27 protein-coding genes are annotated in these 26,770 nt (G+C 64.8%); 12 read left to right on the forward strand and 15 right to left on the reverse strand.

What is annotated here, in order from left to right; translation table 11 throughout:
* Nucleotides 1-143 precede the first annotated feature (143 nt).
* Complete coding sequence (locus tag E0E39_RS15155; protein WP_130875501.1) at nt 144-1,031, forward strand: hypothetical protein; 888 nt, start codon at nt 144-146, stop codon at nt 1,029-1,031.
* 44 nt (nt 1,032-1,075) lie between these two features.
* Here E0E39_RS15155 and E0E39_RS15160 read toward each other — a convergent pair whose 3' ends face one another.
* The 9 genes from E0E39_RS15160 to dnaA form a co-directional block, all read right to left on the reverse strand.
* Complete coding sequence (locus tag E0E39_RS15160; RefSeq protein WP_130875502.1) at nt 1,076-1,477, reverse strand: type II toxin-antitoxin system VapC family toxin; 402 nt, start codon at nt 1,475-1,477, stop codon at nt 1,076-1,078.
* Nucleotides 1,474-1,731, reverse strand: a complete 258-nt coding sequence (locus E0E39_RS15165) for a type II toxin-antitoxin system VapB family antitoxin (RefSeq protein ID WP_130875503.1) — start codon at nt 1,729-1,731, stop codon at nt 1,474-1,476. Before E0E39_RS15165 ends, E0E39_RS15160 begins: the two co-directional genes overlap by 4 nt.
* Nucleotides 1,732-1,843: 112 nt before the next feature.
* Nucleotides 1,844-2,629: an ABC transporter permease gene (locus E0E39_RS15170; RefSeq protein WP_130875504.1), complete on the reverse strand. Its 786-nt coding sequence runs from the start codon at nt 2,627-2,629 to the stop codon at nt 1,844-1,846.
* A complete protein-coding gene (locus E0E39_RS15175) occupies nt 2,626-3,534 on the reverse strand; it encodes an ABC transporter ATP-binding protein (protein WP_130875505.1) in 909 nt (302 codons plus the stop codon). Before E0E39_RS15175 ends, E0E39_RS15170 begins: the two co-directional genes overlap by 4 nt.
* A 344-nt stretch (nt 3,535-3,878) precedes the next feature.
* Entirely contained in the window at nt 3,879-4,430 is a 552-nt protein-coding gene (locus tag E0E39_RS15180) for a DciA family protein (RefSeq protein ID WP_130875506.1), read from the reverse strand.
* Entirely contained in the window at nt 4,423-5,589 is a 1,167-nt protein-coding gene (recF, locus tag E0E39_RS15185; protein ID WP_130875507.1) for a DNA replication/repair protein RecF, read from the reverse strand. The genes E0E39_RS15180 and recF overlap by 8 nt, the downstream gene beginning before the upstream one ends.
* Before the next feature lie 75 nt (nt 5,590-5,664).
* Entirely contained in the window at nt 5,665-5,874 is a 210-nt protein-coding gene (locus E0E39_RS15190) for a hypothetical protein (protein WP_130875508.1), read from the reverse strand.
* 101 nt (nt 5,875-5,975) lie between these two features.
* Nucleotides 5,976-7,136, reverse strand: a complete 1,161-nt coding sequence (dnaN, locus tag E0E39_RS15195) for a DNA polymerase III subunit beta (RefSeq protein ID WP_130875509.1) — start codon at nt 7,134-7,136, stop codon at nt 5,976-5,978.
* A gap of 550 nt (nt 7,137-7,686) precedes the next feature.
* The gene (dnaA, locus tag E0E39_RS15200) at nt 7,687-9,054 is read right to left on the reverse strand and encodes a chromosomal replication initiator protein DnaA (protein ID WP_130875510.1); all 1,368 of its coding nucleotides are present in this window, start codon (nt 9,052-9,054) and stop codon (nt 7,687-7,689) included.
* Nucleotides 9,055-9,380: 326 nt separating this feature from the next.
* On the opposite strand from dnaA, the gene rpmH reads away from it, so the two are divergent.
* The 8 genes from rpmH to E0E39_RS15240 all read left to right on the forward strand — a co-directional run bounded on the left by rpmH (nt 9,381) and on the right by E0E39_RS15240 (nt 18,010).
* The gene (gene rpmH, locus E0E39_RS15205; protein ID WP_130875511.1) at nt 9,381-9,518 is read left to right on the forward strand and encodes a 50S ribosomal protein L34; all 138 of its coding nucleotides are present in this window, start codon (nt 9,381-9,383) and stop codon (nt 9,516-9,518) included.
* Between the two features lie 8 nt (nt 9,519-9,526).
* Nucleotides 9,527-9,871: a ribonuclease P protein component gene (gene rnpA / locus E0E39_RS15210; protein ID WP_130875512.1), complete on the forward strand. Its 345-nt coding sequence runs from the start codon at nt 9,527-9,529 to the stop codon at nt 9,869-9,871.
* A gap of 8 nt (nt 9,872-9,879) precedes the next feature.
* Nucleotides 9,880-10,155 (forward strand): membrane protein insertion efficiency factor YidD, encoded by a 276-nt coding sequence (yidD, locus tag E0E39_RS15215; RefSeq protein WP_245988376.1) that lies wholly within the window; start codon nt 9,880-9,882, stop codon nt 10,153-10,155.
* Nucleotides 10,156-11,253, forward strand: coding sequence for a membrane protein insertase YidC (yidC, locus tag E0E39_RS15220; RefSeq protein ID WP_130875514.1), 1,098 nt, complete (start codon nt 10,156-10,158; stop codon nt 11,251-11,253).
* Nucleotides 11,250-11,750 (forward strand): Jag family protein, encoded by a 501-nt coding sequence (locus tag E0E39_RS15225; RefSeq protein ID WP_425470695.1) that lies wholly within the window; start codon nt 11,250-11,252, stop codon nt 11,748-11,750. Before yidC ends, E0E39_RS15225 begins: the two co-directional genes overlap by 4 nt.
* Nucleotides 11,751-11,862: 112 nt before the next feature.
* Complete coding sequence (gene rsmG / locus E0E39_RS15230; RefSeq protein WP_165444836.1) at nt 11,863-12,483, forward strand: 16S rRNA (guanine(527)-N(7))-methyltransferase RsmG; 621 nt, start codon at nt 11,863-11,865, stop codon at nt 12,481-12,483.
* A gap of 3,596 nt (nt 12,484-16,079) precedes the next feature.
* Complete coding sequence (locus tag E0E39_RS15235) at nt 16,080-17,093, forward strand: ParA family protein (protein ID WP_130875517.1); 1,014 nt, start codon at nt 16,080-16,082, stop codon at nt 17,091-17,093.
* Nucleotides 17,093-18,010 (forward strand): ParB/RepB/Spo0J family partition protein, encoded by a 918-nt coding sequence (locus E0E39_RS15240; protein ID WP_130875518.1) that lies wholly within the window; start codon nt 17,093-17,095, stop codon nt 18,008-18,010. Before E0E39_RS15235 ends, E0E39_RS15240 begins: the two co-directional genes overlap by 1 nt.
* Before the next feature lie 562 nt (nt 18,011-18,572).
* Here E0E39_RS15240 and E0E39_RS15245 read toward each other — a convergent pair.
* Genes E0E39_RS15245 through trxB form a run of 3 tightly spaced genes read right to left on the reverse strand, consistent with a single transcriptional unit; the run spans nt 18,573 to nt 20,663 of the window.
* Nucleotides 18,573-19,376, reverse strand: coding sequence for a hypothetical protein (locus E0E39_RS15245; protein WP_130875519.1), 804 nt, complete (start codon nt 19,374-19,376; stop codon nt 18,573-18,575).
* Entirely contained in the window at nt 19,376-19,696 is a 321-nt protein-coding gene (gene trxA, locus E0E39_RS15250) for a thioredoxin (protein ID WP_130875520.1), read from the reverse strand. Before trxA ends, E0E39_RS15245 begins: the two co-directional genes overlap by 1 nt.
* Before the next feature lie 34 nt (nt 19,697-19,730).
* Complete coding sequence (trxB, locus tag E0E39_RS15255; protein ID WP_130875521.1) at nt 19,731-20,663, reverse strand: thioredoxin-disulfide reductase; 933 nt, start codon at nt 20,661-20,663, stop codon at nt 19,731-19,733.
* 137 nt (nt 20,664-20,800) lie between these two features.
* On the opposite strand from trxB, the gene E0E39_RS15260 reads away from it, so the two are divergent.
* Genes E0E39_RS15260 through E0E39_RS15270 form a run of 3 tightly spaced genes read left to right on the forward strand, consistent with a single transcriptional unit; the run spans nt 20,801 to nt 22,394 of the window.
* Nucleotides 20,801-21,403, forward strand: coding sequence for a TetR/AcrR family transcriptional regulator (locus E0E39_RS15260; protein WP_130875522.1), 603 nt, complete (start codon nt 20,801-20,803; stop codon nt 21,401-21,403).
* Nucleotides 21,400-22,086, forward strand: a complete 687-nt coding sequence (locus E0E39_RS15265; protein ID WP_130875523.1) for an AzlC family ABC transporter permease — start codon at nt 21,400-21,402, stop codon at nt 22,084-22,086. Before E0E39_RS15260 ends, E0E39_RS15265 begins: the two co-directional genes overlap by 4 nt.
* The gene (locus E0E39_RS15270; RefSeq protein WP_130875757.1) at nt 22,086-22,394 is read left to right on the forward strand and encodes an AzlD domain-containing protein; all 309 of its coding nucleotides are present in this window, start codon (nt 22,086-22,088) and stop codon (nt 22,392-22,394) included. Before E0E39_RS15265 ends, E0E39_RS15270 begins: the two co-directional genes overlap by 1 nt.
* Nucleotides 22,395-22,559: 165 nt before the next feature.
* Here E0E39_RS15270 and E0E39_RS15275 read toward each other — a convergent pair whose 3' ends face one another.
* Genes E0E39_RS15275 through E0E39_RS15285 form a run of 3 tightly spaced genes read right to left on the reverse strand, consistent with a single transcriptional unit; the run spans nt 22,560 to nt 26,677 of the window.
* Entirely contained in the window at nt 22,560-24,677 is a 2,118-nt protein-coding gene (locus E0E39_RS15275) for a prolyl oligopeptidase family serine peptidase (RefSeq protein ID WP_130875524.1), read from the reverse strand.
* Nucleotides 24,678-24,733: 56 nt separating this feature from the next.
* A complete protein-coding gene (locus E0E39_RS15280; protein WP_130875525.1) occupies nt 24,734-25,651 on the reverse strand; it encodes an enoyl-CoA hydratase/isomerase family protein in 918 nt (305 codons plus the stop codon).
* Nucleotides 25,652-25,705: 54 nt separating this feature from the next.
* Complete coding sequence (locus E0E39_RS15285) at nt 25,706-26,677, reverse strand: sugar-binding transcriptional regulator (RefSeq protein ID WP_130875526.1); 972 nt, start codon at nt 26,675-26,677, stop codon at nt 25,706-25,708.
* Nucleotides 26,678-26,770 lie beyond the last annotated feature (93 nt).

Here is a 26,770-nt window from a genome sequence, read left to right on the forward strand (position 1 = left end):
CGTCCAGAGCGCCTGGAGGCCTTCTGCCGGGGTCACGCCACCCCGGCCACCGATCACCCGATCCGGTGCACCACATCCGGGTATCGCCTCCGGAACAGGACCTAGCATTGATGTGCGCGCCCCGTCTACCTGAGGAGCACCGAATGATCCGCAACTTCTTCGCAGCCGTCCTGCTGTTGATCGCCACCCTGTGCGCACTGGCCGGCTCGGTTCTGCAATGGACCGATCGCACGGCCGGTTCACCGGATCCGACCCGGCAACTGGTTCAGGAGATCGCCAGGGACGAGACCGTTAGGGGGGCCGCCACCGACACGATCCGCAGTTCGATCGAGCAGCGCTTCCCGGACTCGGTGGACAAGGTTCCGGGCCTTCGCACGACCCTGAAGAGCAGCATCGACGCCGGGGTCGGTGCCGCCATGTCCGACGCCGAGGTGCAGTCGGCGTGGGAATTGACGCTGAACGACACCCGCGCGACGCTGCTGAAGGACCTCACGGACTACGGCTCCGGCAGGACCAGGACGCCACCGTCGGTCACGATCAACCTCGACCCGCTCATCTCCAGGGTGTGGCAGAACATCCGCTCGACGGCGGGTTCCGACGTCTCCGACCTCATGGACAGGATCGAGCTGCCGTCCGGCGTCCAGGTCAAGGTCGCCGACATTCCGGCGCAGCAGGCGGACCAGGCCAGCCAGATCCTGGCCCTGGCCTCGTACTGGTGGTTGTTCCACGTGGCGGCCGGGCTGTTGCTCGTCGGGGGTTTGCTGCTCGGGACGAGAATCGGTCGGTGGGTGTTGTTGGCGGTGTTCTCCCTGCTCGGGATGCTCGCCATCGTGGCGACGCGCGGCATGAGCGGGATGATCACCGTCCCGAATCGGGGAAATCAGCTGATCTGGGCCCTGGAGAACCGGATCACGAACCACCTGACCGCGTCGCTGGCATCCTCGCTCGATCCGCTCTGGTACGGCTATCTGGGCCTGATGGTCGTCGGTCTGGTGGTCGCCGTCGTCAAGAGCGTGCGAAAACCGGCTTGAACCAAGGGAATTTGAACCAAGAGAATCGGCACCCCGGAGTCGGCTCAGGCGTCGAGGTCCACCTGTCGCACGTCGGTGTGGGTGAAATCGTCACCGACGAACAGCAACGGCTCGTCGAGTTCGATTGCCAGTGCGTAGGAGAAACAATCACCCATGTTCAACCGCGCCGATGACCCGGATCCCGGTCCGTAACGCCGGTGCGCCTGCCGCGCACGCCGGGCCTGGGTTACGGACAGGGGAACAAGAACGATTCCCAGGCCGTCAATCATGGCGTCGAGTCTGCGCTGATTCGCCCCGGACAGCCGACGATCAGCAACCACCCCCAGCTCGACCCAGGTGGCGGTGGACATGTGAAGCGTGTCCCCGGTCCTCAGGACACGGCCGAGCCCCTGGTGTCCTGATTCCTGCAGGATCAGGGCGATCAGCACCGACGAGTCCACGATCACCGCGGCAATCCGTCCTCGTCGTAGATTTCCTGGTTCACGTTTCGGAGGGCCTCGCGTTCCTCATCGGTCATGCTGTCATGGATTTCCTTGGCGACTTCCATGACCTTGTCGAACCGAGCCTGTCGAAGTCGTTCCTCATGGTTGAGCAGTCCCAGCAGTGCCCGCTCAATGACGTCGACCTGTGTGGTCCCGAACCGGTCGGCCGCCCGCCGGGCGAGTTCGCAGACCCGCTTGTTCTTGATGTTGAGCGCCATGAAAGAAATTTACACCTGCGCGTCAGGTCGTTACACCCGATGGTTTCCAGGACACTGCCGATCAGCTGCGGGCCGCGGTTTGCCCTGGCTCGATCCGCTCTCGACCCGGTGTTCAGCGCCGGTTGAAACGCATGTGACGATGCGCCAGGTAGGCGAACAACACCAGCCACAGGGTCAACGCGGCCAGAGGCTGCCCGGCTTGGATCCACGACTGGAGGAAAGTGGCGCTCTGGTTGGTCAGCGGGTCCGTCCCCGAGCTGAGGGTCAGAAGATGGTTGACGGCGATTAATGGGCTCCACCTGGATATGGTCGGTACCGGTTCAGGAAACAACTGGAGCGGAATGATGAGGCCTGAGAGGAAGTAGAAAAACAAAAACCCGGGCAACGCCCCGTACTGGGCCGATTCGACGGTTCGGCAGAACGACGACGTGAAAGCGGCACACGCCGCGAACAGGGCGAGGGACAACAGCAGGGCCAGCATCAGGAGCAGGGGATTTGCGACGGGCCATGTCCTCGCAATCAGCCCGGCCAGGAGCAGCCCACAAAGCACTTGGAGCAACAACACAGCAGCACTGGGCACGGTGGTGGCCACCACGGTTTCCCACCGGGTTGCTTCTCCGGTGTCCATACGTTGGAAGACACCGTCCTCTCGACGTGCCACGAAGATGGCCGTCAAGTTGAAATACACGACCAGCAGCAGACTCGTGTTCACCACCAGCTGAAGGACCATTGTGGGTATGGAGACGTTGTTCTCCTCCCGCAGGATCACGGGGCTGCTGGCGAGCACCAGCAGGGGAGTGAACAGGAGCGCGGTGAGCGCAATGGAGCGATTCCGCATATAGAGGCTCGTCTCAGCCTTGGAAATGGCCCATGTGCGACGGAAAACTGTTGCAATCATGAATGGCTCCTCGATGTGATGTGAAGGAAGGCTGATTCCAGGGACGCAGCCCGGGCATTGAGCCCATCCAGGTGAATGTTGCGGCTATCGGCCAGAGCCAACAGCTCACGCAGCGTGGCGTGGAGGTCCGTGCTCAGCACGTGGGTGATCCCCCGATCATGGCTGACCGGGCACACCACGTGCGACAGTCTTTCGAACTCGACATCGCTGACCTCGACGTCCGTGAAGGTGATCTCACAGGGATGCCGAGCCACGATTTCAGCGACCGAGCCCTCGGTCAAGATGCGTCCCTTGTCCATGATGAGGACGCGGTCCGCGAGTTCCTCGGCCTCCTCCATGTAATGGGTGGTGAGCAACACGGTCGATCCCTCATCGAGCATGCGCCTGACCAATTCCCACGTGTGCTGGCGGACCGCAGGATCGAGTCCGGTGGTGGGCTCATCCATGAACAACAATTCGGGACGCCCAAGGGTGGCCATCGCCAGGTCCAGGCGGCGACGTTCCCCACCAGACAGGCTCCCCACCCGGATGTTGGCACGATCCTCAAGGCCACACATGGCCAGGGACTCCGCCACGGGACGGGGAGCTGTCAGGGTTCCGGCCCACATGACCAAGGTCTCCCGCACGGTGAGGTCCTTGGCGAACCCCGCCTCCTGGAGCATGATGCCCGAGCGTTGGCGAATGGCGGCTCGATCCGCTATTGGATCGAGCCCAAAGACCTGGACACGACCATCGTTGGAACGCGTACTCCCCTGGAGCACTTCCAGCAACGAGGTCTTGCCGGCACCGTTCGACCCCAGCAACGCGACCAGCTCACCCTGTGCGACATGAAACGACACCCCGTCCACGGCCGTGAACTTGCCGTAGGTGCGAGTCACGTTGTCAGCGACGATGACCTTCTTCATGCTTGCTCCCAATCCAGTAAACAGTTCTAGCCACTATGGCACGTCATGCAGGAATTCTCTTATACACATTTCCCATCGCAATGACACGCTCAACGAGACAACGGATGCGGTTTATGATGGTCGTGTTGTTTCTTCTATCGGCGTCGGTGAATTCATCGCGGGCGGGTTTCCTCACGAGGGTGATAATTCCCAAAAGGTTGTGAGGAATCCGGATTCCGTGATGGCCTTCGCATCATGAACACTACCCGGCAGAGGCGGGGAGACCCAGGCGAGGTGCCCGGCCAGCCAGAACGGCGTGGTCGGCGACTGATCATTGCACCCGGTGGTTTCACGTGAAACGACCCTCACCCGTAGGTGTCCCGGGGGCCGCGTCCCCGGATCGAGCGGCGACCGTGCCTCCAGCTCGGCGTGTGGGGGCCCAGCACCTCGATGCGCAGGACCGAACGTTCCCCGAGGGCCTGGTTCAGTTTGGCGATCAGGGGTCCGGCGCTGTACCTCATGGCCGAGGCCCAAGCGGTGGAGTCGCACTGGACGGTGAGCACACCGTCGTTGAACTCGACGGGGGAGGAGTGTTCGGCGTTCACGGCGCCGACGAGCCCGGGCCAGTCGCGCAGCACGGTGGCGAGGGAGATCTGGCGCTGCCAGCCCCGGCGTTTCGCGACGGATTCCAGAACGCTGCCGATCAGCTGCGGGTCGCGGTCGTCGGGGTGGGCCCCGGACCGCTGTTCTCCGGCCCAGCGACGGCGTTTTGGAGCCTTCGGGGGTGGCGGTGGGACCTCGGGCAGCAGCGAGGAGGTGCGGGCCGTCTGGTGGGCGATCTCGGTCGCCAGCTCCAGCCCACTCGGGTCGTGGGCTTCCTCGTCGGGAAGGTCGTCGTCGAAAGGTGGTTCAGTCATCCGTCACCCCCGGTTCCTCCACGGGATCGACCGCTCCGTCCTGCACCCGGAACCGCCGCGCGGACGGGAAGTCGGGGACGTCCGCCCCGACGGCGGCGGTGATGAGCACCTGTTCGGCGTCGGCGACCGCTCCCGCGAGGCGTTCGCGACGAGTCGCGTCCAGCTCCGAGAACACGTCGTCGAGCACCAGGACGGGCTCGATGCCGTCGGCACGCACCAGGGCGAATCCCCCCAGCTTCAGCGCCAGCGCCAGCGACCACGACTCGCCGTGGGAGGCGTATCCCTTCGCCGGCAGGTCGCCGATGGACAGGGTGATGTCGTCGCGCTGCGGGCCGACGAGGGTCACCCCGCGCGCGACCTCCTCGCGGCGGCGCTCCGCCATGGCGTCGAGCAGCCGCGCCTCGAGGGTTTCGCGGACCGCATCGCCGGGAATGCCGGCCAGGTCCAGGGAGGTCTTGTACTGCGCCGAGATCCGGTTGTTCACGGGCGCGATGGTCTCGTAGGCCCCGGCGGCGTGCGGGAGGACGTCGGCCAGGGTGTCGAGGCGCGCGTGCAGCAGCTCGGCGCCGATCCGCGCGAGGGAGTCGTTCCAGGCCTGCAGGGTCGCGTCCTCCTCGGGTGCGGCCTGCCGCAGCGACCTCCCGGACATCGCCTTCAGCAGAGAGTTGCGCTGCCGGAGGATCTTGTCCAGATCCGCCCGCACCCCGGCCATGCGCGGCCAGCGGGTGGTGACGAGGGTGTCCAGCCAGGCCCGCCGGTCCGACGGGTCGCCGCGCACGATGGCCAGGTCGACGGGTGAGAAGACGACGGTGCGCAGCGCGCCGACGAGGTCGCGGGGTCGCGGCAGGGGAGCACGGTTCAGGCGGGCGACGTTGCTGCGGCCGTTGGCCACCTCGATCTCCAGGGTGATGAGGCGTTCGTCGTCGCGGGCGGCCTGCACCCGGCCCCGCAGGATCGCGGAGTCGGCGCCGGCGCGGATCAGGGGAGCCGTCGACGAGACCCGGTGGGAGGACATCGTCGAGAGGTATTCGACGGCCTCGACCAGGTTCGTCTTGCCCTGCCCGTTCGACCCGACGAAGACGTTGACGCCCGCGACGAGGTCCAGCTCGGCGGCGGCGTAGTTGCGGAAGTCGGTGACCGACAGGTGAGTGACGAACATCGGGTCCGATCCTATTCCCCGGAAATGGGGACGGGAGGGAACCGGTGGTTCCCTCCCGTCAGGTCTGTCAATGGCTCACTGGGTCTGCTGTGGCTGCTGTTCCTGCTGCTTGCCGTTCTGCATGAAACCGACTACCAGGAGAGCAAGCCCGACAACGCCCAGGACGATGCCGAACCAGGGTTGCGCTCCCTCGACCGCGGACAGCAGCCTGAACTGCATGCCGAAGGCGGGGAGTATCAGCGACCCGAAGCCGAGGATGGCCAGAAGGCCTCCAATGGAGGTCATAGGTCTTTCCTTTCGTGTGACTACCCTCAACTTAATACATATGTGTATCGAACGCCACCGGGGCCCTGTCGGCCGTGTGTTCATCGGCCGGATCGGGTCGTTCAGCCGGGCAGACGCATGAGCATGATGACGTGGCGGTAATCGAACAGCTGGTCGCCGTCGATCGTCGCCAGGCCCGTGATGAGGCAGGGTTTGCCGGGCGCCGTGAAGGAGAAGTGCGCGTAGGGGGCGTCGAGGGCGCCGAGGGCATCGAGCAGGTAGTGCGGGTTGAAACCCGCTGCCTCGACGGATTTCTCCTCGCCGACCACGTCGACCTGCGCCTCGATGGCCTCGGAGGCGTGGGCCTGGTCTCCGGTGGCGGCCTCGAGGGCGATGTGGTCGTCGTCGATGAGCATGCGCAGCGGGGTGTTGCGTTCCGCGACGAGCGAGACGCGTTTCACGGCGGCGAGCAGGTCGGCGGTGGGGACGCGCACCGTGACGGTGCCGACGACGTCCATGAGGTGCCGCACCTTCGGGAAGGCCTGGTTGAGCAGGCGGGTGGTGGCCTCGCGACGACCCTTCGCGCCCTCGCCGATGAACCCGACCAGGCCCTCGCCCTCGGACTCGGTGGTGGACAGTGACACGGTGACGGTCTTGCCGGAGGTCAAGGACTTCGCCGTGTCCGCCAGCACCCGGCCCGGCACCAGCACCGCGCCCTCGATGTCGGGTGAGGACGGCTGCCAGGTGAGTTCCTTGAGCGCCATCCGGTAGCGGTCGGTGGCGAGCAGCGACAGCTGGTCGCCGTTGATCTCCACCCGTACGCCCGTGAAGACGTTGAGCAGTTCGTCGCGGCCCGCGGCGATCACGACCTGGCTGACGGACTTCTCGAAGACGGATGCGTCGACGAGGCCGGTCTGGGTGGGCATCTCGGGCAGGGTGGGATACTCGTCGACGGGCAGGGTCTGGAGGCTGAAGCGCGCGGACCCGCACGTCAGCTCGACCTGGGTGTGGTCGGCGGTCATCTCGACGGGCTTGTTCGGCAGGGAACGTGCGATCTCGTTGAGCAGCCGCCCCGAGACCAGCACCGTGCCCTCGTCGGTGACCTCGGCCGGCATCGTCACCTGTGCGGAGGTGGTGGAGTCGAAGCTGGAGAGCGTCACCTCGTCGCCGGAGGCGTTCATCAGCAAACCGGCGAGGATCGGGGCCGTGGGGCGATTCGGCAGGCTGCGGGCCACCCAGGCAACTGCGTCGGCCAGTGCGTCGCGCTCCACTCGAATCTTCACATCGTCCCCTTAGGTAGTCGTACCAGCAGCCACCACGGCGTGGTATTTCGTCAGCATACCGGTAGTCGGCCTGATCGGAACGGGTTTGACGCCCTCGGTTCCCGTGATTCCACGTCAGCCGTTTGGACGGGGTCTTCCACGTTTCCACCGCCCGTGACTTTGAAGAAATTTTCTGTAATTACATCTTCATACTCGTAGTAACGCCTGTGGAACCTGTGGAAAACGTGCAAAACTCCTTGTCAGGCTGGATTTGAGGGTGTGTACGAGCTGTGGATTAACCCAAAATTACACGGGGAGGATTTGTGGATTGCTCGACGTCGGTCCGGTGTCCACCACGATGTCCACCGCGGAATCCACAGATCTGTGGACAACTTTCCACAGGCACGGTGCCCTTCCCGGAGCTCGTTGAGCCAGCACGTGAGCGGAGCGAACGGCTGAGCCGAAACCACCACCGACACCCGGTATCCAGACCCCGCCCCCGGGTCCCCGGCCACCCGCGCCGTGGTTTCGACACCAACCGGGTGTGTTCGCGCTCTCAGCTCTGTTTCTCTCAGCTCTGTTTGATGCGGTTGGTGAGCTCGGTCACCTGGTCGAAGAGTTGGCGGTCCTCGCCCATCTTCGTGTCAATCTTCTTCACCGAGTGCATCACGGTGGTGTGGTCGCGACCCCCGAAGCGGGATCCGATCTTCGGCAGCGACAGGTCGGTCAGTTCCCGGCACAGGTACATGGCGATCTGGCGGGCCCGGGCCAGGGCGGCGACGCGGCTGGCCCCCGCCAGATCGTCTGCCGAGATCCCGAAATAGGCGCACGTGGCTGCGATGATGGAATCGGCGTCGACGTGGGTGTCGTTGCCCTCCGGCATCAGGTCACGCAACACCCGTTCGGTCAGTTCGAGGGTGATCTCCTGCTGGTTGAGACTCGCGAGGGCGGCGACGCGGGTCAGCGCACCCTCGAGTTCGCGGATGTTGGTGGTGATGTGCGAGGCGATGTGTTCGAGCACCTCCGTGCCGGCGGTCAGCCGCTGCGATGCCGCCTTCTTGCGGAGGATGGCGATACGGGTCTCCAGGTCGGGGGGCTGGATGTCGGTCATCAAACCCCACTCGAACCTGGATCTGAGCCGTGGTTCGAGCGCCTCCAACAGCTTCGGGGGCCGGTCGGAGGACATCACGATCTGTTTCTGCGCGTTGTGGAGGGTGTTGAAGGTGTGGAAGAACTCCTCCTGGGTCTGGATCTTCGACTCCAGGAACTGGATGTCGTCGACCAGCAGCACGTCCACGTCGCGGTAGGCGCGCCGGAACTCGGCTGTCCGGTTGTCGGAGATGGCGTTGATGAAATCGTTGGTGAGCTCCTCGGTGGACACGTACCGCACGCGCAGGTTCTCGTAGTAGCTGCGCACGTAGTGTCCGATGGCGTGGAGGAGGTGGGTTTTCCCCAGCCCGGAGGGGCCGTAGATCATCAGCGGGTTGTACGACTTGCCGGGTTGTTCGGCGACGGCGGCCGCTGCTGCGTGCGCGAACCGGTTCGAGGAGCCCGCGACGAAGGATTCGAAGGTGTAGCGCGGGTTCAGTTTCAGGTCGGAGTTGGGGTTCGCGGAACGATGGTGCCGGACCTTCTCGTCGATGAGTGGTAGGGGCGGTGCGATGTCGAGGTCCGGGGTCTCGACCTGTAGCGATGGGTCGATCACGAAGGCCAGGTAGGTCCTGGTTCCCGTCACCGTGCTGAGTTTCGTCTCGATCTCGGTGCGCAGCTTGGTCTCGATGCGTTCGCGGGTGGTCTCGTCGGAGACCGCGAGCATCACGGTGTTGCTGTGCATGGCTATGGGTTTGGTGCGGCGCAGCCATGCCCTGGAGGAGATGGGGGCGTCGCCGACGATCCGCGCCCACATGGCGTCCAGTTCGGGGACGGCGGGTACGGACACGAGCGACTCCTTCCTGACAAGGCGTTCCACACAGGGTGGAGCGGTATTCCACAGGGTTGTCCACAACAGGGTATAACTTCCCCCACCCTGGACGGCGGCCGCCGGGGACTGTGGATAAGCCAGCCGCATGGGACATGAAACTAGTGCCCCGGGAAGCCATCCGCAACATGGAAATACCCGTGTTCAAGGACTACAACCGTGTAATTCGCGGGGCCCGGATGTCGGGGTCGCAGTTTGTGGAAATCCGTCCCTGCGCGTATCGTTGGACAGCCGCTGCCCACGGGAGCGGACCTTCCCGAGTCGAAGATCACCTACGGAGTCATCGCATGAGCAAGCGCACCTTCCAGCCGAGCAACCGCCGTCGTAGCCGCACGCACGGTTTCCGCTCCCGCATGCGCACCCGCGCCGGGCGTGCCATCCTGAGTGCGCGTCGCCGCAAGGGCCGCGCGGAACTGTCCGCCTGATCCCGGTAGTGCTGCCCCGATCCCGTCGGTTGCGTCGCTCCGGCGACTTCACCGCCACGTTCCGACAGGGTGCGCGGGCCGGTACCCCGAGTGTCGTGGTCCACGTGGCCGTGAGCGACCGGAATCCACCCGAGGAGACTCGGGTGGGTTTTGTTGTGTCGAAGGCCATCGGTAACGCCGTGGCCCGTAACCGGGTGAAGCGTCGCCTGCGGCACCTCGTCGCCGGGCTTCCGACTCCATTCGTCGCAGACGTGGTGGTGCGTGCCCTGCCGCCGTCCTTCTCCGAGCCCGAGAAACTGGCGGATGATCTGGAATCGGCCTGGCGACGGGCCTTCGCGAGGGCGACGTGTTGAAGTATCCGATGCTCTGGTTCATCAGGGCCTGGCGTAGATTCATCTCCCCGTCGTACGGGGAGGTCTGCAAGTTTCATCCCAGCTGCTCCGCCTACGGGGAGCGCGCGGTCGAGTTCCACGGTGGGATCAAGGGAGGTTTCCTGACCGTGTGGCGAATCGTGCGCTGTCACCCGTGGTCGGCGGGTGGGGTCGAGTATGTTCCCGGGACTCCCGAGGCCGCAGAGTGGGCCGAGGAAGTCCGACGAGACGAGGCCCGGTCGTTGTCCGGGCAGAAGGTGTCCTAGATGATCGACCTGTTGGTGCCGCTGTCCATCTGGGACGGCCTCTACGGATTGCTCTCCGCGATGATGCAGCCCCTGTACTGGGTAATTTCGGGGTTGATGGTGCTGTTCCACGGTTTCTGGTCCCCGCTGTTCGGGGCCGATTCCGGTGTGTCGTGGACCTTGGCGATCGTCACCCTCACCCTGGTGGTGCGGACCCTGATGATCCCGTTGTTCGTCAAGCAGGTCAACTCGTCCCGGGCCCTGCAGATGCTGCAACCCAGGATCCAGGAGTTGCAGAAGAAACACGGGTCGGACCGGGAACGGGTCGCCCGCGAGATGCAGAAGCTCTACGCGGAGGAGGGGGTCAACCCGATGGCCTCCTGTTTCCCCATGTTGTTGCAGATGCCCGTCTTCTGGGCCCTGTTCCGGGTGCTCCAGGGCGTGGCCGACAACCAGATCCGGGGGTACTGGTTCCAGACCAACCCGGACCTCGTCGCCTCGCTCCAGGGCGCCGACCTGTTCGGGGCGAAACTGGCGGGCCGCATCTTCCCCCTCGAGCCGTTCGGCGCCACCCAGGTCCTGGGCATCGTTCTGATACTGGTCCTGGTGCTGACCCTGTTCCTGACCCAGCTCCAGTTGATGCGCAAGAACATGCCGCCGGAGGCCCTGAGCGGTCCCATGGCGCAGAGCCAGAAGGTGATGCTCTACATCTTCCCGGTCATGTACGCGGCCTCCTCGGCGGTGCTCCCGCTCGGTGTGCTGCTCTACTGGAGCGCCAGCAACGTCTGGACGATGGGTCAGCAGGGGCTGCTTATCCGCAACAACCCGGCCCCCAACACCCCGGCCTACATCGACTGGGAGGAGCGGATGCGCGCCCGGGGCAAGGACCCGAAGGCCATCATGGAGGCCCGCAACGCGAAACGACGCAAGAACAAGCGCCCCGTTGAAGCCGCCGTGCAGCAGCAGCCCGTCGACGAGAACGGGAGGCGTCGTGTCGTGCGTCAGCAGGTGAATCGGACGACCTTGAAAACCGACAATTCGGGTGAATCCTCGGGTGCGCAGGGTGGAGTTCGTCGGCAACCCCGCAGCACCACGCGATCCGCCCGAAAGAAGAAATGAATCGGACCCCATCCGATCGGAGTGACATGACTGAGAAAACCGACAACGAGACCCTGTTGGCCGAGGGTGACCTGGTTGCTGACTACCTCGAGGAACTGCTGGACATCGCGGACCTTGACGGCGACATCGAGAACTCCGTCAACAATGGCCGAGCCCATGTCGTCATCGACACCGAGGATGACCGTCTGGTTGGCAAGGATGGCGAAGTACTCGACGCCCTGCAGGAACTGTCCCGGCTGGTGGTGATGACCGAGACGGGGCACCGCTCCCGGCTCACCCTGGACATCGGCGGCTTCCGGGAGAAGCGTCGCCTCGAGCTGGTGGCCCTGGCCAAAGATGCCATCGCGGAGGTCGTCGAGAGCGGAGAACCCGTACGGATGGCGCCAATGAACGCCTATGAGCGCAAGGTTGTTCACGATGAGGTCGCGGCGGCCGGACTGACCAGCGAGTCGGAGGGCGAACCGCCATTTCGTCGTGTGGTGGTCTCCAAGCCCTGAGAGCCTCACCTCGTCACCCACGAGCCGGTCGAGCTCCAATGACATCAGGAATGCGCGAAATGCCCACTGTCCGTGAGACCCCGTGTCGAGCGCGGGTTCGAAGGGGTTGGATGTGACGGAAGAAAGCGCGAGAAGCATTCTCAGGAAGACTTTTCCGGAGCAGTTCGGGAATCTGGAGTCCTACGCCGGAATTCTTCGGACCCGGGCCATTGAATGGGGTTTGCTCGGGCCGCGTGAGGCCGACAGGATATGGAGCAGACACATCTCGAATTCCTTGGCCCTGGTGGATGTGATGGGGCAGGGAATGGATGTGGCTGACATCGGTTCGGGCGCCGGACTACCCGGAATCCCTGTGGCGCTGTGTCGGGATGACCTCCGTATCACTCTTCTGGAACCTCTCCTGCGACGCTACAACTTCCTGCTTCGTGTGGTCGAGGAACTCGATCTGGGTGATCGGGTACGTGTGCAGCGACTGCGTGCCGAGGACTGCGATGAAACCTTTGACGTGGTGACGTGCCGGGCGGTGGCTTCATTGGAGAAGCTGCTGAAATGGACCACCCCCATGTTCTTCCCGGACGGCGAATTGTTGGCCCTGAAGGGGACAGGGGCGGAGAGCGAGATGGAGATGGCGCGTAAGCGCCTGGACGACTACCACATGACCGCCCGGGTACTTCACGTCCATGCAGCTCCGGGAATCGAAGGGACGCGCGTGGTTCGGGTGGCGCGGAGGTAGGTGTTCCTGCACCGTCGACACACGAACCTCCGAGCCGGTTTCCGTATTTTCTGTGGTGAAAAAGTTTTATCGACAAAACCATCAAACGGTAGGAGTCGATGACCCGGATGAGGTGATCGTGTCTGCACTGATGCATGGCGCACCTGGGCGGCGCCCGGATCGGAACCATCGCTCACGGGTTGATGAATCGGCCGCGCGCCTCCGGCGCGTGCAGGGGAGAACCAAGGACGTGTGCTGCGCGTTTCACGTGAAACCGGTGAGGTGAGCACGCCGACTGACGTTTCTGGGGGCGTGATGCCCCTCCCGGGGCGAGCGAAATCTGATGGTTTCCCGATCTTCAGCGGAGGGGTTTTCGAAACCTCGCGCGCCGGGCCGGAACCAAAGCGGGACAGAGCGAGGTCCATTCGCGGGCGAGGGGGAAGTCAGTTGAGCCGGCCTGCTCTCTCCGCGAGCTGGCCACATCGAACCCCGGTGGTCGTGTTCCAAGAGGCTTGTTCACAGGCGGGGCGCCGGCCAGCGCAATCCTCTGGTGGTCGTGTCCTGGAACTGCGGTGGGCTTGGTGGTTTCGACACGGACTGCTCCTTCGTCGCGGTCCGGCTCAACCGGCTTCCGGGTAGGTCTCATGAACAAGCCTCCAAGGAATTGCGGTGGGCTCTGCTGTGCGACTGCCGAGTGGTTTCGAGGTGGACCGCTCTCTCGTCGCGGTCCGGCTCAACCAGCTTCGTGAAGGCGTGAGCAGATCCCAGTGACTTCTGCCACGGATTGATCGATCACTAGTTTTATTGGTTAATCTATTTATCATTTCAATTCCATACCGTTGATTTGCTGGAGAGCTAGCAGTGGTGCCTTTGCGATATGGCTGCGTGCCGATGGTTGGAAATCTTGAAACGCATCGCATCTGGTCGGATGCGACTCGATGCTCGGAGTAGGGCACGCGGAACCAGAGCACAGTAGTTCTTTCGAGGACCGTGTTGCTGTGTTGCATCAGGACACGGGGCGGCTCCCTGCGACGGTGCTTGTTCATGCATGGAGGGAGATCTTGGATTGTCTGGCCCAGCGCGCTGGCTGCAACCGGACGCGCCTTCGCGCCAGGACGATCAGATCTCTGGCGACCGCTGGGGTAGGGTCAGAACCACCGGGGATGGCGATGTGAGAGTTCGTGATTTTCCAGAGTTCTGCGGGATGAGGAACGTCGTTGAAGAGTTCCGAGTGCACGACCCCGGGTGATGGGGATGCGATGGAAATCTGACGAATCTGGTTTCGTCGTGGGTACTGGTGTCGTTTGTTGCACGCGGTTTTCGCGTTTCACGTGAAACGTTTGAATTGCGATCAGAATTTCCTCTGTGGCAGCGTACCCGTGTCGCGTGTCGTGGGACCTGCTCGACCGGCTTCCGCCCATCACCCGGACCCCTTGCGCCGGGACTGCCCACATGGAACAGGCCTCAAGGAACGGAGCCCTCATATCGCCGAGGAGAGCGACGTTCGATAGAGGTCATGCGCTAATTCATGGCCTCTCCGAAGCTGGTTGGGCCGGACCGCGACGAAGGAGCAGTCCACCTCGAAACCACCCCGTGGGTGTCTGAGGAATCCGGGGGTCGAGTGTGTTTCTCGGCTGCCGGGTGGTTTCGACACGGCCGTTCGCTGGCGCTCACGAGCTGGCTCAACCAGCATCCTGTGAATTAGCCTCTATCTTTCCTGTGAATCTTTTCGAACCGTCACTTCGTGAACGCGTGCGATCCCTATGCTCTTCCGGGATGTGGAAAGCCTGGGATCGACCAGCGTATTCTGACAGGTACAGGTTGGTTCATGGATTTAGCAGGACGCATTCCCATTCACGAGGGTCTCCCGGCGGTTGGTTTCCACGCTCGGTTCCTTCCATGTCGTGGTTGCGCAGGCGTTTCACGTGAAACGCCTGCCTGTGGTGGGGAGGGGTCTTTTGGTTCGCCCCATTCAGCGGCGCCGCTGATTGATACCGCGTGGCGATCGCGGACGCACTACCCATTGCATCCGGTCGGCATGGTGCTCTATTCCTTGTCCGGCATCAATCGTTGTGGCTGACCTGTACCGTGCCATCCAATGATGAAATCGTCGAGACGCTGCCGCAACTTCCAAACCGATTACGATTCGGTCGATCATGACGAAGCCGGACGATCCTTCGGGTGAGTGCGTTGGGTGAACGGTTGGCAGGGATGAGGTCCGATGAGCAATCCGTGTCTTGCCATGAGGCTCATTCGCAGGTGAGGGGGTTGTGGTCAGGGTCTCGAGGGGTGGAAGCCGGGTGGTCTCGACACAGACTGCTCCTTCGTCGCGGTCCAGCCCAACCAGCTTCGGGGGAGGCTTGTGAATTTGCCTCGATATAGTATCTATGTCGATAAATATGGATAGTTCTTTAGGTGTTGAGCGACCAGTCGATGACGCGTGAGGAAGCGTGAAACGCTGCTTTCGTGGGTCCTGGGCGGTAATGCGTGCAGGGTGATGCGTGCAGTTCGATGTGCATGGCTGGGGCGTGGTTTCCGCCCCGCGGGATCCCGATGACGGGCCGTCGAGGGGCAAACAGCGGGTGTTCTGCACCTGTCGGGAGAGCCGCGAGGCTGGTGGGTCGTTAATCGGGCACCTCCCCGTGGCTCGGATGGTAGCAATTTACCAATGTGCAGATGTAACCATATGGCTATATATCTCTCGATGAACAGAATGGGGCGCTGCATCCGTCGATGGCGCAGAGATTCGTCTCGCGGGGTTGTGCGTTTCACGTGAAACGCACAACCCCGCAAGAATGCGAGATCGATATGTCCTGGGATGCTCCGGAATCCTGACGTGACGCGGATGCCGGGGGTGGTCAGCGTCCGATTCGATCCCTCCTCCGGTAAACCAAGGCCGCGGGACACCGAGGCATATTCACAGGCGGGGCGCCGGCCGACGCAATCCTCTGGTGGTCGTGTCCAGGGAACTGCGGCGGGCTCCGGTGGTTTCGACACGAACTGCTCCTTCGTCGCGGTCCGGCCCAACCAGCTTCGGAGAGGCTGTGAATAGGCCTCACCGTTGACGTTGCATCGGCGGGGATTCATCACGAAATACAATGGATCTCCGCTGAAAAGGGATACGACAAGAATGGCAGGGAGCATGCGCACGTGGGAGCCGTGTGGCCAGGACCTCGAGGGATGGAAGTCGGTTGAGCCGGCTGGGTGGTTTCGAGGTGGAGTGCTTCTTCGCCACGGTCCGGCCCAACCAGCGTCAGGAAGGTCGTGAACAAGCCTCACGATGTGATCCTGTTCCGGCTGAGTGGTGTAGTGGTGTGGATCACCCGCGTCTGCCCTCGAATGACCTCGTGCTGTGACCGTCGGACAACGAGAACCCAGGATTCCAAAGTGCTGTCCCGATGGATCATGCGATGTGGCGGGGCGAGATGAGTCGTCGGCGGGGGCCGGTGGCTGTACTTCGCCATGGATCGGCGGCACCACGAGCGTCCGACGATGTGTGGCCGTTGGTATCTGTCATCCGTTCGGATTCGTGCAGTACGTTTCACGTGAAACGCCGCGAGGTTTCAGTTCGCGTCGGCGACTCAGGATAAAGTTGATGACCGTCAAAGGAGGACTCAATGGCCCTGTTCTTTCGCAAGCGCAAGCGTACTCCGAAACACGACGTGGACGTCGAGCCTTGGAAGGATCACGAGAGCGTTTCACGTGAAACGGCCATCCAGACCCCCACCGGGCCGCGCCGCGCGTACTTCGATCGTGCCGATGATGACTGGGTGGCCGATGACGAGTACGGCACGGAGTATGACGATGAGACCCAGGTGCCGACGCTACCGAGCCCCGAGAACCCTCGCATTTTTGTGGTGGCAAACCAGAAGGGTGGCGTTGGAAAGACCACCACCACCGTGAATGTCGCCACCGCGCTCGCCTTCGGTGGACTCAACGTGCTCGTGATCGACATCGATCCGCAGGGCAACGCCTCCACCGCTCTTGGTATAGAGCACGATCCGGGGACGCCGGGAACCTACGAGGTGTTGCTTCGCGGTGAGCGCATTCAGGATCTTGCCAAGCAGTCGCCCCACACTCCGAACCTGCACGTCCTGCCCGCCACTGTCGACCTCTCGACGGCGGAGCTGGAACTCGTGAACGAGCCGGGTCGTGAATCCAGGATGAAGAAGGCGCTGGCCGCCTACATCGAGGAGTCCGGAGTCGACTACGTGTTCTTCGACTGCCCCCCTTCCCTCGGGCTGCTCACGCTCAACGCGCTCGTGGCTTCCAGCGAGATCATGGTGCCGATTCAGTGCGAGTACTACGCGCTTGAGGGGGTCTCCCAGCTGATGCGCACCATCCAGCGGGTCAAGGGAAACCTGAACGATCGTTTGCAGCTCACGACGGTGCTGTTGACGATGTTCGACAATCGCACCAATCTCTCCCACGAGGTGGCGGGTGAGGTGCGGGCCCACTTCGGAAAGGAAACCCTTGACGTGGAGATCCCTCGCTCGGTGCGAATCGCCGAGGCGCCATCCTACGGGCAGAGCGTCCTCACCTATTACCCCAAATCACCCGGTGCGGTGGCCTACCTCAAGGCCGCCGAGGAGATCGCCCGCGCCGCCACGAACGAGGAAGGAATCGCCTGATGGCCAGGGGAAAGCAACACGTGGGCCTCGGGAAAGGTCTGGGAGACCTCTTTGCACGGACGGATGAAGAGAACACCCGCGACACCACCGCTCCCTCCGACCGGCTCCGTGACGGCTCCTATTTCGTTGAACTGCCGCTTGATCAGATCGTCCCCAACCCCCGGCAGCCGCGTCACGTCTTCGACGAGGACGACCTGAACGAACTGGCCGCATCCATCGGTGAGTTCGGTGTGCTGCAACCCGTCGTTGTACGTGAAGTCGGCCCCAAGAACTTCGAGTTGATCATGGGCGAACGCCGGTTCCGGGCCTCCAAGATTGCTGGCAAGGAAACGATCCCGGCCATCGTCCGCGGAACTGACGACGACGCTCTCCTCCGCGACGCGCTCTTGGAAAACCTGCACCGTGCCAACCTCAACCCTCTGGAAGAAGCACTCGCCTACCAACAGCTCCTGGGCGACTTCAACTGCACCAAGGAGGAACTCTCCCAGCGGATTCATCGCAGCCGTCCGCAGATCTCGAACACCCTGCGGCTGTTGAACCTTCCCTCCACCGTGCAGACGAAGGTGGCGGCCGGGGTTCTTTCCGCGGGCCACGCGCGTGCGCTGCTCGGATTGACAAATCAACGATCACAGGAGCTGCTGGCAGAACGGATCGTCGCGGAGGGCCTTTCGGTCCGCAGCACCGAGGAGATCATTCGGCTCGGCAACGTCCCCACCGAGGAGGAGCCCACTCCCCGCGTCCGTAGGCTCCCGTCAGAACGTGAAGCAGCCGTCGCGGCGCTTCTCTCCGATCACTTTGACACCCGGGTGAAGGTCGCCATCGGTAGGAACAAGGGCAGGATCACCATCGAGTTCGCATCCACCGATGATCTCGACCGGATCATGGCCGTGATCGACGGCCGCACCGTCGAACCCTGAGAATCCTCTCGCGAGGAGCCATAGAGTTTGATCGGTAAGTCGATAAAACGGGATACGGTGGTTGGTGCTCTGGCCGTTGACAAGGGATTTTGTCCTGGAAGCGCAATGAGACGTCCCAAGGGTTGGGATAGCGGTTGACTGAACCGTCGCCCGGGCTGCGAGTGACAGCGAGCGGGAAACCACCTCCCTCTCCCGGGCCGAGGCCGGCGGTCCTCGGATGCGACGCGCATTCCTCGGTCTCATGGTTCTGGAAGATGCGGGTGACGCGGTCCAGGGCCCCACAGGGAACCCGCGGTGACGACGGCGTCATCGGATTCCGCGAGGATTCACTCCTCCGCCATGATCTCGTGGGTCTTGCCTTCTGATCCCGTCCCGGGGATGGCGCCAGCACCTCAGCCCTGCCAGCGACACGGTTCCATGCCGGTTCGCCAGTGCGAACAGTGGTGTGCCGGCAGCTGATGTTCCCGACGTCTTCAGTCCGCGGAACGGGAACAGGACCGAGGACTGTTTGGATCGCTCCAAGCAGTCTTCGAAACCGCCTCACGGTGCGCGACCGCGGGAGCTACCGCTGATTCTTCACCGCGTCGTAGACGGATCCAATCAGGTCCGCCAAGGTTTCGTTGTCCTGACCACTGAGTCCCATGACCATGATGACCGTCTTGTCGATGACCCGGGCGCACACCGGTTTCTGCTGGTTCTCGTAGATGCCGCACGAGGCGTCGTGCACCGATGCGACGTTGGTGATGCCGGACTCGGACAGGTAGGAGTTCAGATCCGGTGCCGGGCGCTGCAACAACAGCGTGAACTTGGAGCTTCCGTCGGAGTAGTTGGACTGCAGGATTGTTCCCTCGCCATCGGGTGCATCGGACTCCTTCACCCCGTCGTGCGCGAAATCCGCGATCTGGGACGGAAGCTTGAGAACCCAGGCCGGTGATGCATCCGCGCTGGGCCTTCCGATTCCGCTGAGGCTCATACCCACCCAGATCGCGATCACGAGAAGCACCACCAAGGCGACGACCCCCATGAGCTTCACGAATCCGGGGATGGGTGGGATGTGGTGCTGCGGTGTCTTGGCGTCGATCTCATCTCTCGGGACGTTGCGCCATTCACCGGGATCCCTGGCGGGGGTTTCCGCTGAAACCGCCGAACGACGCGCGATCGGTTCCGTGATTCGCCGGAAAACCGTGGTTGTGTCGGGGCTTTCGGGGCTGACCGCGCTGCGGCGTGGTCCGGTGAACCTGGGAGGAGTCGGGACGCTCTCCGTCGTTCTCCGGGGTGCGGGGAACTCCGGTTCCAGGGGGGAATCGGGACTGCTCGCGCTACGGCGAGGCATGCCCTCGCCGTAACGCGGGAAACGGCCGGTCATCAGATGAGCTCGTCGACGGCCTTCTTGAGTGCGTTCTTGGACTTGCCCCCGGACAGGCTTTTCTCCACCTGTCCGGATTTGTAGAACTCCAGCGTGGGGATGCTGAGAATCCCCTTCTCGGCCGCGAAGGCCACCTCGGCGTTGATGTCGAGTTTGACGAACTTCACCCGGCCCTCGTAGTCGCGGGCGAGTTCCTCGATGATGGGTGCCATCTGTTTGCAGGGGCCACACCACGTGGCCCAGTAGTCCACCACCACCGGTATCGGCGAACGCAGCACCTCGTCGGCGAAGGTCGCCTCGGTCACATCGACAACGGCCATGTCACACTCCTTGTTCTTTGTGGCGAGTCTACGGTCACGCCTCGTTCGCGGCCAGCCAGCGTTCGGCGTCGAGGGCGGCCCGGCATCCGGAACCGGCGGCCGTGATGGCCTGGCGGTACGTGTGATCCACCAGATCGCCGCAGGCGAACACGCCCGGAAGGTTCGTGGCCTGGGAGTCGGCGAGAACCTTCACGTAGCCCGCCCCGTCGAGTTCCACCTGCCCCTTGACCAGTGCGCTGCGCGGGTCGTGGCCGATGGCGACGAACACCCCGGAGACCTCCAGGCTGCGGGTTTCCCCCGTCACCGTGTCGCGCAGGGTGACGGACTCCACCCGCGCATCCCCGTTGATGGATTCCACCACCGAGTTCCACGCGAAGTCCAGTTTCGGGTCCTTCTCGGCGCGGGAGGCCATGGCCTTCGATGCGCGCAGCTCGTCGCGCCGGTGCACGAGGGTGACGCGGGAACCGAAGCGGGTCAGGAAGGTGGCCTCCTCCACCGCGGAGTCGCCGCCGCCGATCACGGCGATGGGTTTGTCGCGGAAGAAGGCGCCGTCGCAGGTGGCGCACCAGGAGACACCGCGGCCCGAGAGCCGCTCCTCCCCGTCGACACCCAGTTTGCGGTACTCGGAGCCCATGGCCAGGATCACCGCCCTCGCCTCCCAGACCTTGCCCGCGGAGTCGGTGACCTTCTTGACCTCGCCGGTCAGGTCGACGGCCTCGACGTCGTCGGTGATCAGCCCTGCCCCGAACCTCTCCGCCTGGGCGCGCATCTGCCCCATCAGGTCGGGACCCATCACGCCGTCGGGGAATCCGGGGAAGTTCTCCACATCGGTGGTGTTCATCAGCGCGCCGCCGCTGTCGAGGGCGCCCTCGAACACGACGGGGTTCAGCGCTGCGCGGGCCGCGTAGATGGCAGCGGTGTATCCGGCAGGGCCGGAGCCGATGATGATGAGCTCGTGGATGGTCATGGTTCCCCTCGGGTCGTCGTGGTGCCGGTCCAGTGTAGATGGGGTTTCAAGATGTGGTCAGTGAATCGCGATTACCTCTGGTGCGGTTTCGCGACGAAGATCTAGTATTGGTCGCCAAGGAGTCAGGAAGGAATCGAGTGCCGAAGATCGCAGCCCCCACCGTTGCCCAGCACCGTGCGATGGTTCAGCGCCGGCTGATCGACGCCGCTGAGGAGATCATGCGCTCCGGCGAGCCCGAGAAGCTGACAGCCGGCGCCGTGACCGCAGCCGCCGGAATTGCCCGCAACAGTATTTATCGCTATGTCGATTCCGTGGATGACCTGCGTGGCCTGGTCCTGGCACGTCACCTGCCGGCCTGGATCGACGCGGTCGCCGCCGAGCTGGAGGCCGTCGAGGAGCCCGCCGAACGCATCGTCGTGTGGGTCCGCGCGAACCTGCAGCAGGCGGCCCGCACCGGGCACGGCTGGTTGATGGGGTTGAGCCGTTCCATCACGCCATCGCCGGCCACCGCGAAGGTGATGGACGACTCCCACGCGGTCATGCGCGATTCGATCGCCCAGGCGTGGGCGGCCCTCGTCCACGACCCGGTGCAGCTGCGGGTGGCGGCCGGGCTGACCCGCGGCCTGCTGGAGGCGGGGTTCCGGCAGCTCGACTCGGGCATGCCCGTCGACGTGGTGGTCGATCTCGGTGAGAAGGCGGCACGTGGTCTCGTCGCGGGGATCACGGGCGGGGATCTTTGACCGCGGAAACCGCCGCCACGTGGCGGATGGCGCTGTCCGTCAGCGTCGCTACGGGGGCCTACGGGGTGTCCTTCGGGGCGTTGGCCGTCGCGGCCGGGCTCGATGTCTGGCAGGCGATGGTGCTGAGTCTGCTGATGTACACGGGCGGGTCGCAGTTCGCCTTCGTCGGCACGCTGGCGAGTGGTGGGCTGCCCGCCGCCGGGGCGGCCCTGCTCGTCGGGCTGCGCAACGCCGTCTACGTGATGCAGGTGAACTCGTGGTTCCATCCCCGCGGGGTACGGCGTCTCCTGATGGCGCACGTCACCACCGACGAGTCGACCGCGGTGGCCGCGGCCCAGTCGGATCGGCGACTGCGGAGGCTGGGGTTCTGGGCCACCGGCATCGGGGTTTTCACGCTGTGGAACGCGATGACCCTGGTCGGGGCGCTGCTGGGCAACCTACTGGGCGATCCGAAGGTCTGGGGGCTCGACGGCGCCGCCCTGGCCGCCTTCTGCGGGCTGCTGTGGCCCCGCCTGGTGGCGCGCGATGCGGTGGCCACCGCGATCGCCGCGGCAGCGGTCACGGTCGCGCTGGTGCCCGTGCTGCCCGCCGGGTTGCCGATCCTGGCGGCCGTCGTGCTCGGCGGTGGCGCCGCCTGGTTCCAGCGTCGCCGCGCCAACCGTGGGGATGAGGGGGCGCGGTGATGTGGGGCTGGGTGCTGGTCGCGTCGCTGGCGTGTTTCGCGACCAAACTGGCGGGTCTGCTGGTGCCGCGCCGCCTTCTCGACGACGAACGCACCGTGCTGACCATGGCCGGCATGACCGTCGGGGTGCTGGCCGGGCTGATCGGGATCTCCACCTTCACCACGGGCAGCGCCGTCACCGTCGACGCTCGGGTGGCGTCGCTGGTGGTCGCGGTGATCGCCCTGCGACTGCGGGCCCCGTTCCTGCTGGTCGTGGTACTGGGTGCTGCGGCGGCCGCCCTGGTGAGGGTCGCAGGGATAGCGGGGTGAAGTCGGGTTGTGCTGTTTCGGCGCCTTGCCGTGGTTCGCTTGCCTTGTGGTCGTTTGCTTGCGCTGTAGCGCTGGTGTTTGTCCGTAAGGCTGGCGTTTCCGTCGGGTAGGCAGGCGGACGACGACAAGGCCAGCAACCCGAGGCGGGTGCCGCGGTGCGTGGTCTCAGCGGCCTATGGCGCGGTGCAGGAAGGTCCAGATCAGGGCGTTCATCCAGGCGCGCTGGGCGTTGTCGGCCGCACCTCCGTGGCCTCCCTCCGTGTTCTCCCAGTAGCGGACGTCGGCGCCGAGGGCCTCCAGGGCCGCCGTGAACTTGCGGGCGTGGCCCGGGTGGACGCGGTCGTCGCGGGTGGAGGTGGTCACCAGCGTCGCCGGGTAGTCCGCCGACTCGTCCAGCAGGTGGTAGGGGCTGAAGGTGCGGATGTAGTCCCAGTCGGCGGTGTCGGGGTCGCCGTACTCGGCGATCCACGACGCCCCCGCCAGGAGTTTGGTGTAGCGGCGCATGTCGAGCAGCGGGACCTGGATCACCACCGCCCCGAACAGACCCGGGTACCGGGTGAGCATGTTGCCGGTGAGCAGGCCGCCGTTCGACCCTCCCAGGCAGGCCAGGCGCTCCCGGGTGGTCACGCCACGGGCGACGAGATCCCGCGCGACCGCCGCGAAATCCTCGTAGGCGCGGTGCCGGTGTTCCTTCAGCGCGGCCTGGTGCCAGGCCGGGCCGTACTCGCCGCCGCCGCGGATGTTCGCGACCACGTGGGTGCCGCCTCGCTCCAGCCACGCCTTGCCCGTCAGTGGCCCGTACTGCGGCGACATCGACACCTCGAAACCGCCGTACCCCCCGAGCAGGGTCGGGTTCTCCCCGGCCGGCGGTAGGTCGGTGCGACCGATCTGGAAGTACGGCACACGCGTGCCGTCATCGCTGATCGCGAAGTGCTGGCTCACCTCGAGACCCGTGACGTCGAAGTGCGACGGTTCCGCCTTCATCCTCACCAGCGGCGACGGATCCCCGCCCTTAAGCAGGGGTGCCAGATTGCCCAGGTACAGCGTCGGCGGCTGGAGGAAACCCGTCGCCGTGATCCACAGCTCGTCGCCCTCGACGTCGTCGACGGCCGATGCCCACACCGTGCCCGGCAGGTCGCGGTGGATGCGGCGCGACTGCCACTGTTCGCCGTCGTGGTGGAACACCAGCAGGTAGGTGCGCACGTCCTCCTGGGCCGTGACCACGATGAAGTTGCGGGTGACGAAGAAGTCCGCGATCGACGTCGACTGCGACGGGGCGAACAACACCCGCACGCGCGGGCCCTTGCCCTCCCAGCCGGGCAGGAACGACTCCAGCCGTGCCACCGCGAGGGATCCCGCAGGTACCAGGACGTCGTCGACCTCCCAGTCGGTGCGGGGCGTGAGCAGCAGCAGGTCGCGGTGGGGCGCGGCCGTGCAGTCGGAGGGGACGTCGATCAGACTCAGGGAGTCGTCGGGGTTCAACAGGAACAGGTCGTAGTCGTAGAAGCCGCGGACCCGGTAGACCCAGTCGCGCACGAAATCCGGCACGTGATCGCGACCCGCGCCGACCTGCATGTCCGTCGGTTCGCCCTGGTAGACGAGATCCGCCTCCGGCATCGGCATTCCCCGGTGCCAGCGACGCACCTGCAGCGGATACCCGGAGCTGCTGACGCTCTCGGGTCCAAAATCGGTGGCGACGAACACCGTGTCGGAGTCGATCCAGCTGAGGCTGCCCTTCGCGGCGGGCCGTTCGAACCCGCCCTCGGAGGCGGGCACGAACCGTTTGGTTACCAGATCGAACTCGCGGGTTACGTCCGCGTCGGAACCACCGTGGGACAGGGCGACCAGGGCGTGCCGCCACGGCTGGCCGTCCTCAGGGCGCAGCACGGTGGCGCCGTGCCACACCCAGTCCTCCTGCTCCGCCGCGTTGAGGGCGTCGACGTCGATCAACACCTCCCAGTCGGGTTCCTCGGTGCGGTACGAGTCCAGCGACGTGCGCCGCCACAGCCCCCGCGGATGCTCCGCGTCGGTCCAGAAGTTGTACAGCCGGTCGCCGCGGCGCACCACGTTCGGGATGTTCGCCGGGGAGTCGAGGATCGCCTTCAGTTCCGCCGCCAGGGCCGACACCTCGCCGTCCGCGTCGAGTTCCCCCTCGGAACGCACATTGCGTTCACGTACCCATCCCAGTGCGTCCTCGCCGGTCACGTCCTCCAGCCACAGCCACGGGTCGGTGGAGCCGTCGCGGGCGGGCAGGCCGGGATTGCGGGACTGGTCATCGCTCATGGGACACGAGCCTAGCCATCAAGAGGCCACGGTGGTACTCCGTGAAGGTTTTCCCGTCAGTAGGAGAAGACCTCGTCGACGACCCGTGCGGGCACGTCCTCCAGGGTGGCGTAGCGCCAGGCGGGTTGGTTGTCCTTGTCGATCAGGAGCGCGCGCACGCCCTCGACGAAGTCGACGGGGATCATGTGCTCCGCGAGTCGCAGGTCCTGGTGCAGCACCCCGTTCAGTTCGAGGGTGGCGGCGCGGCGCAGCGCCCGCAGCGCGACGTGAACCGCGAACGGTGAGCGGGCCCGCAGCTCGCGACCCGCCTGCTGGGCGGCCGGGTCGGGATGCTCCTCGAGCCGGTGGGCGATCTCCACCACGTCGTCACCGGCGTAACACTCCTGGATCCAGGCAGCCTCCGACAGCGGGGCGGGCAGGTCGCCGTCGGCCGACTCGTCGGCCAGTGTGATGCGCAGGGCGTCACCCCCGCCGATCGTGCCGGAGGTCAGCGCCATGTGGGTGCCCAGCGCCCCCGCCCGCGCCAGCCAGTACATGACACCCGCGTCGGGGAAGAAACCGATCTTCGTCTCCGGCATCGCCATCAAGGTCGATGAATCCACTATTCGCCGGTCGGCATTGACCGTCAGGCCCAGCCCGCCACCCATGGTGATGCCGTTGAGGTGGGCGGTGACGTGTTTCGGGAACTGGGCGACGATCAGGTCGAGAAGGTACTCGACCTCCAGGAACCGCAGCCAGGGGCCGTTGTCCTCGACGGCTCGCGACAGCTCCCGCACGTCGGCGCCCGCGCTGAACCCGCGCGTCCCCTCGCCGCGGAGCACCACCTCCCGCACCGAGTCGTCGTGGGCCCACGAGGTGAGGATCTCGCTGGCGCCCTGGAGCATTTCCAGGTTGAGGGAGTTGATGGCGTTGGGACGGTTGAGGGTGAGGGTGGCGACCCCATCGTCCATGGTGGTGACGAGCAGATCAGTCATGAGGACAGCCTATGAGGTTCACGCAGCGCATCCGAACCGGAAACGGGAATCGACTCAGTCGAGGCGCAGCCCGGGACGCATCTCGTGCAGCACCGCGCGGGCGGTTTCCTCGTCGATCACCAGGTCCGTCGCGACCCCGGCGCGCAGCGCGCCCAGCACCGGCACCGCCTTGCCCGTTCCGCTGACCACGCAGATGCGGCGGGGAATGGTTCGCAGTTCCGCCGGGGTCATGCCGGTGGCGCGGGAGTTGAGGGGGATGTCGCGCCAGGAGCCGTCGGCCCGCAGCATCACGGTGCAGACGTCGCCGACCACCCCCTCCGATTTCAGCTCGGCCAGTTCGGATTCGTCCAGGTAGTTGGCGGAGTACACGTGGGACTGGAGTTCGGAGCCGAGCCCCCCCACCCCGAAGATCGCCTTCGTGCAGGAGGCCCGCACCTGGAGCATGTGGCGGGTGGAGCGTTCCGCCCACATGGCGGTGCGGGTGCCCGGGTTGTCGAAGAAGGCCGGCAGCGCCAGGAACTGTTCCTCGCCGTGGAACGCGGCGGCGAAGCGTTGCAGGATGGAACCGACGTAGGGAAGCCCCGTCGTGCGCTGGTTGGCGCCGCCGTTGAGGCTGACGACGAGCACCCCGTTCAGGTCGTGGGGTCGCAGGTTCTGGGCGATCGCGGAGACGGTGGTTCCCCACGCCACCCCGATGACATCGTTGTCGGTGACGATCTCGTCGAGGAGCCGGGCGGCGACCTTCGCGACCTGTTCGAGGCGCAGCACGTAGCTGGATCCGGGGCGGACGTCGACCAGGTGCGCCTGCACGCGGAAGTTCCTGTGGAAGATCTCGGCCAGGCGGGTCATGGGGCGGTCGGGGTCGGTGATGGTGATGCGCACCAACCCCCGGTCCTTGGCCTCCTTCAGCAGCCGCGACACCGTCGAGCGGGAAACCCCCAGGTGGTGGGCGATCGCCTCCATGGTCTCGGACTGGACGTAGTACATGCGCGCAACCCGGAGCAACAACTCGGTGTTGCGTTCCATGGCGCTCCTTCACGGGTCGGGGCCGATGCGTGACGACGGCGCCAGCGTATCCCTTGCTGAAGGTTTGACCAGATGCGGGAGGCCGGATTGCGC

Source organism: [Pseudopropionibacterium] massiliense (genome assembly GCF_900607225.1).
Taxonomy (GTDB): Bacteria; Actinomycetota; Actinomycetes; order Propionibacteriales; family Propionibacteriaceae; genus Arachnia; species Arachnia massiliensis.